This window comes from Streptomyces sp. NPDC045021, assembly GCF_056432645.1.
Map to the genome: position 1 here is coordinate 243,414 of NZ_JBWKIQ010000006.1, position 15,120 is coordinate 258,533.

At 71.4% G+C, this 15,120-nt stretch carries 11 protein-coding genes; 8 read left to right on the forward strand and 3 right to left on the reverse strand.

Translation table 11 applies throughout. The annotated features are described in order from the left end of the window. Positions 1-54: 54 nt before the first annotated feature. Complete coding sequence (locus tag AC07DC_RS20355) at positions 55-360, reverse strand: WhiB family transcriptional regulator (RefSeq protein WP_283463538.1); 306 nt, start codon at positions 358-360, stop codon at positions 55-57. 496 nt (positions 361-856) lie between these two features. Between AC07DC_RS20355 and AC07DC_RS20360 the strand changes: the two genes are divergently transcribed. The 4 genes from AC07DC_RS20360 (at position 857) to AC07DC_RS20375 (ending at position 5,384) form a co-directional block, all read left to right on the forward strand. Then, positions 857-1,468: a response regulator transcription factor gene (locus AC07DC_RS20360; protein WP_003948568.1), complete on the forward strand. Its 612-nt coding sequence runs from the start codon at positions 857-859 to the stop codon at positions 1,466-1,468. A gap of 422 nt (positions 1,469-1,890) precedes the next feature. Further along, positions 1,891-2,520: a sigma-70 family RNA polymerase sigma factor gene (locus tag AC07DC_RS20365; RefSeq protein WP_478915781.1), complete on the forward strand. Its 630-nt coding sequence runs from the start codon at positions 1,891-1,893 to the stop codon at positions 2,518-2,520. A 135-nt stretch (positions 2,521-2,655) separates the two neighbouring features. Further along, the gene (gene guaB, locus AC07DC_RS20370) at positions 2,656-4,158 is read left to right on the forward strand and encodes an IMP dehydrogenase (RefSeq protein WP_478915782.1); all 1,503 of its coding nucleotides are present in this window, start codon (positions 2,656-2,658) and stop codon (positions 4,156-4,158) included. Between the two features lie 104 nt (positions 4,159-4,262). Then, positions 4,263-5,384 carry a GuaB3 family IMP dehydrogenase-related protein gene (locus AC07DC_RS20375; protein ID WP_478915783.1) on the forward strand — a complete coding sequence of 374 codons (1,122 nt, stop codon included), beginning with the start codon at positions 4,263-4,265 and terminating at the stop codon, positions 5,382-5,384. An 86-nt stretch (positions 5,385-5,470) separates the two neighbouring features. Here the strand turns inward: AC07DC_RS20375 and AC07DC_RS20380 are convergent, their stop codons facing one another. Together AC07DC_RS20380 and AC07DC_RS20385 are read right to left on the reverse strand one after the other, a co-directional pair. Further along, complete coding sequence (locus AC07DC_RS20380; protein ID WP_478915784.1) at positions 5,471-6,055, reverse strand: hypothetical protein; 585 nt, start codon at positions 6,053-6,055, stop codon at positions 5,471-5,473. A gap of 136 nt (positions 6,056-6,191) precedes the next feature. Then, positions 6,192-7,448 carry a nucleotide sugar dehydrogenase gene (locus AC07DC_RS20385; protein ID WP_478915785.1) on the reverse strand — a complete coding sequence of 419 codons (1,257 nt, stop codon included), beginning with the start codon at positions 7,446-7,448 and terminating at the stop codon, positions 6,192-6,194. Positions 7,449-7,670: 222 nt separating this feature from the next. On the opposite strand from AC07DC_RS20385, the gene AC07DC_RS20390 reads away from it, so the two are divergent. The 4 genes from AC07DC_RS20390 (at position 7,671) to AC07DC_RS20405 (ending at position 15,111) form a co-directional block, all read left to right on the forward strand. Continuing rightward, the gene (locus AC07DC_RS20390; protein WP_478915786.1) at positions 7,671-9,377 is read left to right on the forward strand and encodes a glycerol-3-phosphate dehydrogenase/oxidase; all 1,707 of its coding nucleotides are present in this window, start codon (positions 7,671-7,673) and stop codon (positions 9,375-9,377) included. Between the two features lie 24 nt (positions 9,378-9,401). Next, positions 9,402-11,081: a serine/threonine-protein kinase gene (locus tag AC07DC_RS20395; protein WP_478915787.1), complete on the forward strand. Its 1,680-nt coding sequence runs from the start codon at positions 9,402-9,404 to the stop codon at positions 11,079-11,081. Positions 11,082-11,152: 71 nt separating this feature from the next. Next, positions 11,153-13,048 carry a serine/threonine-protein kinase gene (locus AC07DC_RS20400; RefSeq protein ID WP_478915788.1) on the forward strand — a complete coding sequence of 632 codons (1,896 nt, stop codon included), beginning with the start codon at positions 11,153-11,155 and terminating at the stop codon, positions 13,046-13,048. 116 nt (positions 13,049-13,164) lie between these two features. Continuing rightward, a complete protein-coding gene (locus tag AC07DC_RS20405) occupies positions 13,165-15,111 on the forward strand; it encodes a serine/threonine-protein kinase (protein WP_478915789.1) in 1,947 nt (648 codons plus the stop codon). Positions 15,112-15,120 lie beyond the last annotated feature (9 nt).

A 15,120-nucleotide genomic window follows, 5' to 3' on the forward strand; every position in this document is an offset into this window, starting at 1 on the left:
GGAAGACGCGCAGAGACCGACGGCGCATGGACGACGTGCGGAAGAAACGATTCTTCAGTTCGGCTGCATGGTGAGCAGCCGGTGCCGCGAGCGGCCCATCATCTCTTCGCGCTCATCCTCGGTCAGACCGCCCCACACTCCGTAGGGCTCCCTGACGGCCAATGCGTGCGTCGCGCACTCCGCGCGTACCGGGCACCGCATGCAGACCTCCTTCGCAGAGGCCTCGCGGGCGCTTCTGGCGGCGCCACGCTCGCCTTCTGGGTGGAAGAACAGGGAGCTGTCGACGCCGCGGCAGGCCGCGACGAGCTGCCAGTCCCATAGATCGGCGTTCGGGCCCGGAAGGCGGGAGAAGTCTGCCATTGCTCATCCCCTCGAAGGGTGTGTTGGGGAGCCAGGTCCAGTCCGTCGTTCCCCGGACCGTCCGCGATCGGCCGGACGCGCTCCAGGTGCTCTCGACCGTACATCTACTGTCTAAGCAGATGTAAATATGACTCATCACAAATTTAGCCGCGAACACCGTGTAATGCGCCAAAGAGCATCCGAATAGTGCAAAATCCGGCATAGGACCCGTTCGGCGGGACGCATGTCTGGCAAGTGGGCGCGCGAAGTGCTTCCGGGTCCGATCCGAGTGCGCCCTCTGGACCTGCGATGCGGCTGATCCGTATTCGTTCCCTCACGTAGAGTGCTGGCTACGGCAGCCAAACTCCGTAACTCTTTCGAGTGAGGGTCGTTGAGAGTGCGGAAGTGGTTGGCGGACGAACGATTCGGGCAGGTGCCCGACGCCGTCAGCCCCAACGGTGAAGTTTCGTACAGCCTGGAGGCTCAACGTGACGCGGTTCAGCTGCGGAGGGCGGGCATGACTTCCGTCCTCGTCTGTGACGACTCCCCGCTCGCCCGAGAGGCCCTGCGCCGCGCGGTCGCGACCGTGCCCGGCGTCGAGCGTGTAACGACCGCGGCCAATGGCGAGGAAGTCCTCCGCCGCTGGGGCGCCGACCGCTCGGATCTCATTCTCATGGACGTCCGAATGCCCGGTCTCGGCGGTGTCGAGACCGTGCGCCGGCTCCTCTCCGCGGACCCGGGCGCCCGCATCATCATGCTCACCGTCGCCGAGGACCTGGACGGCGTGGCGCTGGCCGTCGCGGCCGGTGCCCGGGGGTACTTGCACAAGGACGCCTCGCGCGCCGAACTGCGGGCCACCGTCACCCAGGCGCTCGCCGACCCGACCTGGCGGCTGGCGCCGCGCCGGCTGCGCTCCGCCGAGATGGGCGCCGCGCCGACCCTGACCGCGCGCGAGATCCAGGTGCTCGAAGGCATGAGCCATGGACGGTCCAACGCCGAGATCGGCCGCGAGCTGTTCCTCTCCGAGGACACCGTCAAGACGCACGCCCGGCGGCTGTTCAAGAAACTCGGCGCATCCGACCGGGCCCACGCCGTGGCGCTCGGGTTCCGCTGGGGCCTGGTCCGCTAGGCCGTGTCTGACAAATGGCGGCGTCCGCCCGGAGGGCGGGGCCCGGGGCGTCCGGTGCGTGCGATCGCAAGGCGGAGGGTCGTCCTCGTACCGGGCGTACGTGGATGAGCCCGACAACGCAGCGAGCGTGCGTGCCAGGCGCCCCGGGCGGGGGGCACCTCCCAGCGGTAGCTGGGGGAGGGATTTGTCAGACACGGCCTGGGGGCCCGGGTCGTGCGCGGCGGGCTGACGGTGGAGCCGTCCCGCTCGTACCGGTTTCCCGAGCGAGGACGCATGCTTGACGTATGGACTTCCTCGGGGATCGGCGGGCGGGGCAGCGGGGGGACGCCGTGAAGGCGGCCGGTGCCCCCGCGCATAACGCTTCGGTGCACAAGGACTCAGGCGATGCGGCAGAAAGTTCTGCGGCCATGCACCATGGACCGATGCGAGACGAGGCCAACGGCGACAACGCAGCCTTCGGCGCCCTCGTCCGCCGTGCGGTCGATGGTGACGAGCAGGCGACCCATGACCTGCTGGCCCTGGTGCACCCATTGGCCGAGCGCTATTGCCGCGGCCGGCTCTCCCGGTTGCCCGGTGATGCTCGTCACTTCGTGGACGACCTCGCACAGGAGGTCTGCCTCGCCGTGCTGTGCGCGCTGCCGCGCTATCGCGACCAGGGGCGGCCGTTCGAGGCATTCGTCTTCGCGATTGCCGCCCACAAGGTCGCCGATCTGCAGCGGGCCGCCATGCGCGGCCCCGGCAGCACCGCCGTGCCGTCCGACGAGATGCCGGAGAAGCCGGACGACTCCCTCGGCCCCGAGGAGCGCGCGCTGCTCAGCAGCGACGCGGCCTGGGCCAAGAAGCTGCTCGCCAACCTCCCGGAGCACCAGCGGGAACTGGTGCTGCTCCGGGTCGCGGTCGGCCTCACCGCCGAGGAGACCGGTCAGGTGCTGGGGATGTCGCCCGGCGCCGTCCGGGTCGCCCAGCACCGCGCTCTCAGCAGGCTGCGTGCCATCGCGGAGGAGTCCGCGGAGGCCTCGACCGGTGGCGATCCCCGAGGTCTCAGCGCGTAGCGCCGGTGGCCGGCCACGGGGTTCCGGCGGGTCCGGGACCGGTCGCGATCTTTGGTCCCGCGCACTCTGCGGGGAATGCCGGCGGAGTCCACTAGCATTGAACAACTCGCCGGGCAAGACCATTGGGAAGGTGTCATGACTCTGAACGCCGCAGGGGTACCCGAGAAATTCGCGATGCTCGGTCTCACGTACGACGACGTGCTGCTGCTGCCGGGCGCCTCAGAGGTGCTCCCGAACCAGGTCGACACCGCCTCCCGGATCTCCCGCAACGTCCGGGTCAACATCCCGCTGCTCTCCGCGGCCATGGACAAGGTCACCGAGGCGCGGATGGCCATCGCCATGGCGCGACAGGGCGGCGTGGGCGTGCTGCACCGCAACCTGTCCATCGAGGACCAGGTCAACCAGGTCGACCTCGTGAAGCGCTCCGAGTCCGGCATGGTCACCGACCCGATCACCGTGCACCCGGACGCGACGCTCGCCGAGGCGGACGCGCTCTGTGCCAAGTTCCGCATCAGCGGTGTCCCGGTCACCGACGCCGCGGGCAAGCTGCTCGGCATCGTCACCAACCGCGACATGGCCTTCGAGAGCGACCGCTCGCGCCAGGTGCGCGAGGTCATGACCCCGATGCCGCTGGTCACCGGCAAGGTCGGCATCTCCGGCGTGGACGCGATCGGCCTGCTGCGCCGCCACAAGATCGAGAAGCTTCCGCTGGTCGACGACGAGGGCCGGCTCAAGGGCCTGATCACCGTCAAGGACTTCGTCAAGGCCGAGAAGTACCCGCTCGCCGCCAAGGACGCCGAGGGCCGGCTGCTGGTCGGCGCGGCCGTCGGCGCCAGCCCCGAGGCGCTGGAGCGCGCCCAGGGCCTGGTCGCGGCCGGGGTGGACTTCCTGATCGTGGACACCTCGCACGGCCACAACAGCAACGCGCTGAGCTGGATCTCCAAGATCAAGTCGAGTGTCCCGGTCGACGTCATCGGCGGCAACATCGCCACCCGTGACGGCGCCCAGGCCCTGATCGACGCGGGCGCCGACGGCGTCAAGGTCGGCGTCGGCCCCGGCTCCATCTGCACCACCCGGGTGGTCGCCGGCATCGGCGTCCCCCAGGTCACGGCGATCTACGAGGCAGCGGTGGCCTGCCAGGCCGCGGGCGTCCCCGTCATCGGCGACGGCGGCCTGCAGTACTCCGGCGACATCGGCAAGGCCCTCGCGGCCGGCGCCGACACCGTGATGCTCGGCAGCCTGCTGGCCGGCTGCGAGGAGAGCCCCGGCGAGCTGCTCTTCATCAACGGCAAGCAGTTCAAGTCGTACCGCGGTATGGGTTCGCTCGGCGCGATGCAGTCCCGCGGCCAGGGCATGTCCTACTCCAAGGACCGCTACTTCCAGGCCGAGGTCTCCTCCGACGACAAGCTCGTCCCCGAGGGCATCGAGGGCCAGGTCCCGTACCGCGGCCCGCTCTCCGCGGTGCTGCACCAGCTGGTCGGCGGCCTGCGCCAGACCATGGGCTACGTGGGCGCCGCCAGCATCGACGAGATGGCGACCAAGGGCCGCTTCGTGCGGATCACCTCCGCCGGCCTCAAGGAGAGCCACCCGCACGACATCCAGATGACCGTCGAGGCGCCGAACTATCACGGGCGCTGACCTGCGGGAGAACGTCAGCGGAAGCCCGCAGACCGATGGTCTGCGGGCTTCCGCTTGCCCGCTCGGGGATACTGGGCGGGTAGACCAGCGAAGAAGGGCCAACAGTGACTGAGATCGAGATCGGGCGGGGCAAGCGCGGCCGCAGGGCGTACGCATTCGACGACATCGCCGTCGTCCCCAGCCGCCGCACCCGGGACCCGAAGGAGGTCTCGATCGCCTGGCAGATCGACGCCTACCGCTTCGAGCTCCCCTTCCTCGCCGCCCCGATGGACTCCGTGGTCTCGCCCGAGACCGCGATCCGCATCGGAAACCTGGGCGGCCTGGGCGTGCTCAACCTCGAGGGTCTGTGGACCCGGTACGAGGACCCGGAGCCGCTGCTCGCCGAGATCGCCGAATTGGACGAGACGGCCGCGACCGCCCGCCTCCAGGAGATCTACTCGGCGCCGATCAAGGAAGAGCTGATCGGTCAGCGCATCAAGGAGGTGCGCGACGCCGGTGTGGTCACCGCCGCCGCGCTCTCCCCGCAGCGCACCGCGCAGTTCTCCAAGGCCGTCGTGGATGCCGGCGTGGACATCTTCGTGATCCGCGGCACCACCGTGTCGGCCGAGCATGTCTCGGGCTCGCACGAGCCGCTCAACCTCAAGCAGTTCATCTACGAGCTGGACGTGCCGGTCATCGTCGGCGGCTGCGCCACGTACACCGCCGCGCTGCACCTGATGCGGACCGGCGCCGCCGGCGTGCTCGTGGGCTTCGGCGGCGGCGCCGCGCACACGACGCGCGCCGTGCTCGGCATCCAGGTGCCGATGGCGACTGCCGTCGCCGATGTCGCGGCCGCCCGCCGCGACTACATGGACGAGTCCGGCGGCCGGTACGTGCACGTCATCGCGGACGGCGGCTTCGGCTCCAGCGGCGACCTGCCGAAGGCGGTTGCCTGCGGCGCGGACGCCGTGATGATGGGCTCCCCGCTGGCCCGTGCCACGGACGCGCCGGGGCGCGGTTTCCACTGGGGCATGGAGGCGGTCAACCCGGAGCTGCCGCGCGGCAAGCGGATGAATCTCGGCACTGCCGGCTCGACCGAGGAGATCCTGCTCGGCCCGTCGCACGCGCCGAACGGCTCGATGAACTTCTTTGGCGCGCTGCGCCGTTCGATGGCCACTACGGGGTACTCGGACCTGAAGGAGTTCCAGCGGGTCGAGGTGACGGTTTCTCCGGCGCACACGCGCTGACGATCCACGTGCTGACGTGAAGGGGCCCGGACCGCAGCTTGCGGTCCGGGCCCCTTCACGTGGTGGTGCGGGTCGGCCGTCGTGGGTCAGCCGCCGACGCGCTTGGCGCCGGAGAAGCCGGCCGCGCCGCCGATGGCGAAGAAGAGGAACGTCATCGCGTCGGCGTCCGCCTTCCAGGCTTCGAAGACGAGCTTGGTGTGGTCGAAGATGAGGTCCGTCACCGAGAGGCCGGAGAGCTTGGCGCCGATCAGGGCCTCGCCGAAGTACTGGCCGAGGAAGACGCCGAGGAGCGCGAGCAGCACGCTGATCACCGGGAGTACCGGGTTGCGGCCGCCGACCTTGCCGACCGCGACGCCGACGAGGACGCCCACGCCCACCGCGGCGTAGCCGATCTCGTGGTTGGTCGCCCGGATGATCCCGCCGTACGCCGCGGCCGTGATCAGCATGACCACCAGACCGGCCAGGATGCCGAGACCCACGTTGTTGCGGGCCGGCGGCAGCGGTGCGGGCGGCGGGTAGCCGCCGCCGAAGCCGCCCTGCTGGCCCGGCTGCTGGCCGAACGGGTTGCCACCCTGCGGCGGGACGCCGCCCGGCTGTTGGCCGTACTGCGGCTGCTGCTGGCCGTAGGGGTTGCCGCCCTGCTGCGGCGGTGGCGGGTACGACTGGCTCATGGTGGGTCCCCCGGGGATGGAAGGTTTGAAATCGCACAGACGTGTTGCGTGCGAACAATGGCCCCGAAGGCTAGCAGCCGGATATGACACTGCGACAAGACGTTTCAGGGGCCGTTACGGGACCGCTACCGGTCCGCTACAAGCGGGCCGCGGCTCCCACCGGGGTGGCGCCGCGGGTGTCGAGGAGCAACTGGGCCTTGACGGCGAGGCCTTGGAGGTCGTAGGTGCGGTGATGCTGCAGCAGGAGCGTCAGATCGGCGTCGGCGGCGGCCTCCCAGAGGGAGTCGGCGCGGGGGATGGGCCGGTCCAGGACGCGCCACTCGGGGACGTACGGGTCGTGGTAGCAGATCTGGGCGCCCAGCTCGATCAGCCGGGAGCCGATCTCGCGGGCGGGGGCGTTCTCCTGGTCGGCCAGATCGGCCTTGTACGTGACGCCGAGCAGCAGGACGCGGGCGCCGCGCAGTGATTTGCCGTGCTCGTTCAGGAGGGCGGCCGCGCGCTGGACGACGTAGCGGGGCATCCGTCCGTTGACCTCCTGGGCCAACTCGACGATGCGCAGCGGGTAGCCGGGGGTGCGGGCGCGGGTGGCGACGTAGTTGGGGTCGAGGGCGACGCCGGGTCCGCCGACGCCGGGGCCCGGCCGGAACGCCTGGAAGCCGAACGGTTTGGTCTCGGCGCAGCGGATGACGTCCCACAGGTCGACGCCGACGTCGTGGCAGAAGACCGCCATCTCGTTGGCGAAGGCGATGTTGACGTGCCGGTAGTTGGTCTCCAGCAACTTGACGGTCTCGGCCTCGCGCAGTCCGCGGGCGCGGACGACGCGTTCGACGAAGCGTCCGTAGAACGCGGCGGCGGCCTCGGTGCAGGCGGAGGTGTAACCGCCGATGACCTTGGGGGTGTTGGGGATGTGGTGGTCCCGGCTGCCGGGGTCGACCCGGCTGGGGGAGTAGGCGAGATGGAAGTCGCGGCCGGCCCGCAGGCCGGATTCCTCCAGGATCGGCAGGAGGAATTCCTCGGTGGTGCCGGGGTAGGCGGTGGATTCGAGGACGACGGTGGTGTGCGCCCGCAGATGCGTGGCGAGCGCCCGTGCGGCGGCTGCCACGGCGCTGAGGTCGAGGGCGCGGTCGGCGCCGAGCGGGGTGGGGGCGCAGATGACGGCGGTCCTGACCCGGCCGAGCACGGAGGGGTCGGAGGTGGCGCGGAATCCGGTGGCGAGCAGCCGGCGGATGTCGGCGGCGGCGAGGGTGCCGGCCGGTACGCGGCCGGCGTTGATGTCGGCGGCGGTGTTCTCGTCGGCGTCGTATCCGATGACGCCGATTCCGGCGGCGGCGGCCGCTTGGGCGAGGAGGATCCCGGCGCGGCCGAGTCCCATGACGGCGAGGTCTGCGGGCATGTGGGTCAGTCCTCTCCCTAGCAGCCACGAATGGCTTCAAAACAGGCTAACCAGACATAAGGCTGATATGACCGCACGGCGCGCCGGAAGTACGGGGGTACTCGTCCGCCGACCCGGCGCCGATCCGGGGGTGCCAGGACGTGCAAAGGTGGCTGCCGGCCCCTGTGGCGGTCACTATCGAGTGACGGGGCGCACGCACCTGCTCCACAACAGGAGGCACGAATGCGGACGACAACACTGGGCCCGGCGGAGCGCGAGGCGGCATTCGCCCGGATGGCGGACGAGGAGCTCGACATCCTGGTCGTGGGCGGCGGCGTGGTCGGCGCCGGCACGGCGCTCGACGCGGCGACCCGCGGGCTGTCGACCGGCCTCGTCGAGGCGCGGGACTGGGCGTCCGGCACCTCCAGCCGTTCCAGCAAGCTGATCCACGGCGGTCTGCGCTATCTGGAGATGCTCGACTTCGCCCTGGTGCGCGAGGCGCTCAAGGAGCGCGGTCTGCTGCTGGAGCGGCTCGCCCCGCACCTGGTGAAGCCCGTGCCGTTCCTGTACCCGCTGCAGCACAAGGGCTGGGAGCGGTTCTACGCCGGCTCCGGCGTCGCCCTGTACGACACCATGTCGTTCTCGTCGGGACACGGCCGCGGGCTGCCCGTGCACCGCCATCTGACCCGTAAGCACGCGCTGCGGATCGCCCCCGCGCTCAAGAAGGACGCCCTGGTCGGCGCGTTGCAGTACTACGACGCGCAGATGGACGACGCGCGCTACGTCACGACGCTGGTCAGGACCGCCTCGGCGTACGGCGCCCAGGTCGCCAACCGGGCGCGGGTGGTCGGCTTCCTGCGCGAGGGCGAACGCGTCGTCGGCGCCCGGGTGCAGGACGTGGAAGGCGGCGGCGAGTACCAGGTCAGGGCCAAGCAGGTCGTGAACGCGACCGGGGTGTGGACGGACGACACCCAGGCCCTGATCGGCGAGCGCGGGCAGTTCCACGTCAGGGCGTCCAAGGGGATCCACCTGGTCGTGCCGAAGGACCGCATCCACTCGTCGTCCGGGCTGATCCTGCGGACCGAGAAGAGCGTGCTCTTCGTGATCCCGTGGGGACGGCACTGGATCATCGGCACCACCGACACCGACTGGGACCTCGACAAGGCGCACCCGGCCGCGTCCAGCGCCGATATCGACTACCTGCTCGAACACGTCAACTCGGTGCTCTCCGTCCCGTTGACCAGGGACGACGTCCAGGGTGTCTACGCCGGGCTGCGGCCGCTGCTGGCCGGCGAGTCGGACGCGACGAGCAAGCTCTCGCGCGAGCACACCGTGGCGCACCCGCTGCCGGGCCTGGTGGTCGTCGCGGGCGGCAAGTACACGACGTACCGGGTGATGGCGAAGGACGCGGTGGACGAGGCCGTCCACGGCCTGGCCCACCGGGTGGCGGAGTGCATCACGGAGGACGTGCCGCTGGTCGGAGCAGAGGGCTACCACGCGCTGTGGAACGCGCGGGCGCGCCTCGCCGCCCGCACGGGGCTGCACGTCGCCCGGATCGAGCACCTGCTCAACCGGTACGGCGCGCTCGCCGAGGAGGTCCTCCAACTCATCGTGGAGGATTCGTCGCTGGGCGACCCGCTGCCCGCCGCCGAGGACTATCTGCGGGCCGAGATCGTGTACGCGGCGTCGCACGAGAGCGCCCGGCACCTCGACGACGTCCTGACCCGCAGGACCCGTATCTCGATCGAGACCTTCGACCGCGGCACCCTCAGCGCCCGGGAGGCGGCCGAGCTCATGGCGCCCGTCCTGGGCTGGGACAAGGGGCAGATCGAGAAGGAGATCGAGCACTACCAGAAGCGGGTGGAGGCGGAGCGCGAGTCGCAGCGGCAACCCGATGACACGACCGCGGACGCGGCACGGCTGGGAGCGCCGGATATCGTGCCCCTTTAAGCCCAACGGGGGAGCAGAGGGGGCATGGTGTCTGATCACGCTGAGGCGGGACGACTCGTGGCCGGCCGTTACCGGCTGGTGGAGCGGATAGGCCGCGGCGGCATGGGCACTGTGTGGCGCGCGGAGGACGAACTGCTCGGCCGCCAGGTGGCGGTCAAGAAACTGCATCCACCGCAGCCCCATCTGCACGAGGACGAACTGGCCACCATCTTCGAGCGCACCCGCCGGGAGGCCCGCGCCGCCGCCCGGATCAGCCACCCGAACGTCATCGTCGTGCACGACGTGGTGGACGACGCGGGCCTGCCGTCCATCGTCATGGAGTACGTCCCGTCCATGACGCTGGGCGAGGCGCTGAAGAAGAACGGCGCCCTGCCGCCCGTGGAGGCAGCGCGGATCGGCCGCGGCATGGTCGCCGCGCTGCGCGCCGCGCACCGCGCGGGGGTGCTGCACCGCGATGTGAAGCCGGGCAACGTCCTGCTCGGCGGGGACGGCCGGGTGGTCCTCACCGACTTCGGCATCGCCCAGGCGTCCGGCACGTCGACGCTGACCCGCACCGGCGAGCTGATCGGCTCCATCGACTTCCTCTCGCCGGAGCGCATCAAGGGCCAGTCGCCCGGCCCGGAGGCCGACCTGTGGGCGCTCGGCGCGACGCTCTACCAGGCGGTGGAGGGGCGTTCGCCGTTCCGCCGGGACACCGCGATCGAGACCGCGTACGCCATCTCCGAGGATCCGGTGCTGCCCGCTGCCAACGCCGGGCCGCTGGAGCACGTCATCGCCGGGCTGCTCGCCAAGGATCCGCGCGAGCGGATGTCGGCGGAGGAGGCCGAGCGGCTGCTGCGGCTGCCCGCCGCCGAGGCGGACACCACGCGGTTCGAGCGCGGCCGTACCGCGCCGCACACCGCCTCGCACACGTCGCCGCACACCGCTTCGCACGCGGCTTCGTCCGGCGGGTCCCGGTCCGCGGGACCACCCGAACCCGCGGGCCCGACCACGCCGGTGACGGTCGGCCACGGCGCCGGGCCCGGCCCCGACGGCCCCACGACCACCCCCGGCGGAACGCACCCCGTCGCCGCCCGGCCGCGGCGCGGGGCCCGATGGGTCGTCGCGGTGCTCACCGCCGCCGCCGTCGCGGCCGGCGGGACCGCGGCCTTCGCGTACTTCCGGGTCACCGGCACCCCCGCCGCGGCCAAGAAGCACACCCCGCCGGCGATCACCGCGACCCCCGACCCCTCGGCGTCCACCACCACGACCCCGCCGCCGGTGCCGAAGAACTACCGGCTGGCCACCGAGGCCGCCAAGGGGTTCGCCGTGCCGGTGCCGAAGGGCTGGCGGCGCTCGGTGGCGGACGGTGAGATCAACTACATCGATCCCACCGGGCTCGTGGGGCTCAAGTTCAGCATCCTGGACTACGCCGGCCCCGACCACCTCGCGCACTTCAAGTCCCTGGAGACCAAGGTGAGCGGCAAGCTGGACGGCTATCACCAGGAGCGCATGCAGCCGACGTCCGTATTCGGACAGAACGCCGCCATATGGCAGTTCACGTTCAAAGGCAGTAAACGTGACTATCGGGCCATAGACCTGGGATTTGGCAAGGAAGGCGAACGCGAGTACGCCATCTACCTCTCCGCTCCCAAGTCCCAATGGGACGAGTACAAGCCGGTGTTCGACAACGCCGTGGCCGGTTTCCGGCTGTCCGCGCAGTAAGCCGGGTTCGCTTCGGAGGCCTCCGGTCGGCGATGATGGGGCTCACATCACCAGTGACCGCAGGGGAATTCATGGGCCAGGCGCAAGGCACCGACGGACGTCTCCTCGCCGACCGGTACCGGCTCGGCGAGGTCCTCGGCAAGGGCGGCATGGGAACGGTCTGGCGCGCGGAGGACGAAACCCTCGGCCGGACCGTCGCCGTCAAGGAGTTGCGCTTCCCCGGAAATGTCGACGAGGACGAGAAGCGCCGGCTGGTCACCCGCACCCTGCGCGAGGCGAAGGCCACCGCGCGGATCCGGGGTACCGGCGCGGTCACGGTGTTCGATGTCGTCGAGGAGGACGACCGGCCGTGGATCGTCATGGAGCTGGTCGAGGGCCGCTCGCTCTCCGACGCCATCCGTGAGGACGGACCGCTGACGCCCAAGCGCGCCGCCGAGGTCGCCCTGGTGGTGCTCGACGTGCTGAAGGCCGCCCACAAGGAGGGCATCCTCCACCGCGACGTCAAGCCGTCCAACGTCCTCATCGCCGACGACGGCCGCGTGGTGCTCAGCGACTTCGGCATCGCCCAGATCGACGGCGACCCGTCCGTCACCTCGACCGGCATGCTCGTCGGCGCCCCCTCGTACATCTCGCCGGAGCGCGCCCGCGGCCAGAAGCCGGGCCCGCCGGCGGACCTGTGGTCGCTCGGCGCGCTGCTGTACGCGTCGGTCGAGGGCCGCCCGCCGTACGACAAGGGTTCGGCCATCGCCACCCTGACCGCGGTCATGACGGAGCCGGTCGGCCCCATGCAGAACGCGGGCGCGCTCGCCGACGCCATCCACGGCCTGCTCATCAAGGACCCGGCGGAGCGCCTGGACGACGCGGGCGTCCGCACGCTGCTCACCCGCGTCGCCAACGCGCCGCAGCACCCGGCCGGTCCGGCGCTCGACGACGCCGGGCTCGCCGCGACCCGCACCGTCGCGCTCCCGCCCGACCCGCAGCCCACCCCGACCGACGCACCGCCGGCCGCCCGCAAGGCCGCCGCCGACCAGGCCCGGGTCCGCAACGCGCTGCGCTCGGTGCGCGGCGCGGCCGCGGCCGCCGGTACCGCCACCGCCGCCAAGGCGGCGAAGGCCGCGAAGGCGGCCAAGCCGAGACCGGCGGCGGAGCCGGGGGAGCCCGGCACCGCGCCCACGGCGCCGCGCGCCCCGCTCACCGATGTCGTTCCGCGCCGGGTGCTGATCATCGCCGCCATCGCCGTCGCGCTCGCCGTTCTCGGCACCGGGATCGGCTTCTGGCTGGCCAACGCCGGGGACGGCGACAACACGCCCGACTCCAAGCCCGGTTCGGCGTCCTCCGCCCCGGGCAAGGTCGGCGACGGCAAGGCGCCGGCCACCCCGTCGAAGGGGAGCACCGGTTCCCCGGGACAGCAACAGTCGACGAACCCGGGAGCGGCGACGAGCGTTGGCACGACCGCGGGTACGAGCGCCGGGACGGGCGGCACCGCGAACCCGCCGGTGGGCGCCGGCGGTACGGTTCCGGCCGGCTACAAGGTCGTGACCGCGGGCCACTTCTCCATCGCGTTGCCCGCCGGCTGGCACCAGACCGGCAGCGCGGGCGCGGACAGCTTCATATTCAGCGCCGACGGCGGCTTCCCGCGCGTGCAGATCGACTTCACCGACGAGCCGGGCAAGAACGCGGCGGCCGACTGGTTCGAGCACGAGTCCGCGGTGGCTTCCGCCAGTAGCGGCTACCACAGGGTGTCGATCGGCAACGTCGCCTTCAACGGCTACCCCAGCGCCGCCGACTGGGACTTCCTGCGGACCGAGAAGGGCGGCATCAAGGGCCGCGTCCTGAACCGCGGGTTCGTCGTCAACGACCACCAGGGTTTCGCCATCATGTTCTCCGCGCCCGCCGACCAGTGGGACACGCCCGCCGTCACGCAGATGCGCCAGACCTTCTTCGCCACCTTCAAGCCGTCCAACTGATCTGCGCAGAGCGGGTCACGGGGCATGCCTCCGGCACGTATCGTGAAAGCTCGCGGACTGTCCGCATCCAGAATCCATCCGGACCGGACCGGATCTGACGCTTTTGGGGAGGCGTCGTGGACGAATACGCGGGTCGCGTACTCGCCGACCGCTACCGCCTGCCCCGGCCGCCCGCGGACGAGTACGAACTGGTCGAAACGCGCGCCTTCGACACGTACAGCGGCCAGGAGGTCCTGGTCCGCCAGGTGCTGCTGCCGGAGATCGTCAGCGCCGAACTGATCAGCTCCGGGCCGTACGGCGACGAACCGGGCCGCGGCCCGGAGCGTACGAGCGACAGCGCGCAGCGCGCGCTGGACGCCGCGCGGGCCGCCGCCGCGATACCCGATCACCCGCGCCTGGTGCAGGTCTTCGACATCTTCGTCGAGGACGGCAGCCTGTGGATCGCCAGCGAGCTGGTCAACGCCCGGCCGCTCGCCTCGTTACTCGTCGACAAGCGGCTCGGCCACTACCGCGCCGCCGAGGTCGCCTCGGACGTGCTCGTCGCGCTGCGCGTCCTGCACGCGTACGGCTGGACCCATCGCAATGTCACCGCCAGCACCGTCCTGGTCTGCGACGACGGCCGCGCCATGCTCTCGGGCCTGGCGGCCGGTGCCGCGCAGGAGGCGCTGTGCGGCTACGACCCGGTACCGGCGGAAGTGATGGCCGGGGGGAACGGCCCCGGCTGGGGCGGACCCGACTCCGCGCTGGAACAGGAACGGGCCCGGCAGGCCCGTATCACCGTCGTCGGCCCGGTCACCGAGCGCTGGGCGCCCGAACAGGCCACGCCCGTCCACGAGAACTGGCAGCTCGCCCCGCCCGTCGGCCCCGCCGCCGACCTGTGGGCGCTGGGCTCGCTGCTCTTCCGCAGCGTCCAGGGCCACCCGCCCTTCCCCGAGGAGAGCACACCCGAGCTCGTCCAGCTGGTCTGCGCGGAACCGCCCGCCTTCGCCGAGGAGAGCGGGCCGCTGCGGCCCATCGTCGAGTCGCTGCTGCGCCCCGATCCCGAGGAGCGCCCGGACTTCGACGAACTGGAGGGCTGGCTGCGCTCCTTGATCCGGTCCGCCCCCGAGCCCGATCTGGGCCTGCGGACGGTGTCGGTCCCGACCGACCCCCGCAAGCTGCCGATCGTCCGGCGCAGGGGCGAGCTGGTCCGCCGCCGCAGGTCCGCCGCGGCCGCCTCCGCAGAGCCGCTCTCCGGTACGACCCACCGCCGCCACGCGCGGGCCAAGCAGGAACGGCCGGCCCGGCAGGTGAACCAGGCGCAGCAGACCCGGACGAAGGGGCCGAAGCAGCAGCAGAAGCAGCGTGCCCCGCGCAGCCTGGGCGCGCGGCTGCTCGTCCTCGTGCTGCTCCTGCTGGTCGCGGTGGTCGTGTACGCGCTGGTGATGATGCCGCGCAACACCACCGACGACGGCAGCCAGGCCGGCTCGACGACCCGGACGGTCCCCGCGCAGATGCCGGGCTCCGGCTCGGACGGCAAGGCCGGGAGCAAGACGCCGACCACCGCGCCGACGTCCGCGAAGCCGCCGCCCAGCAAGCAGCCCCCGGCGACGAGCGCATCCCCCGCCACCGATCTCGGCGGCGACTTCGCGCTGCGCACGGACGACGCGGGCTTCACCGTCGCCGTGCACACCGGCTGGCAGCGGCAGGGCAAGAACGCCCAGGACCAGATCCGGTACACCGGCGGTGACTTCCAGCTGATCGTGGTCCCCGGCCGCGACGCGGTCTCCGACGCGGGCAGCGATCCGATGGCGTACCAGTCGAACGAACCCGAGCTGGCCCCGTTCCGTGCCTCGCAGTGGGCCTCGGCCGGCGCGCTCCGGACGCTCGACATGGGCGGATCGCCCGCCGCGGAGGGCGAGTACAGCTGGCGGGACGGCAACGGTCACCAGGTCTACGCCCGCAATCTCGCGGTGATCCAGGACGGTAAGTACCACCTGGTCCTGGTCATCGGACCGGACGACCAGCGAGCCGACGTCCAGCGCATCTTCGACAAGGCAGCCGAGACGTACCGGACCACCTGAGACCGGCGC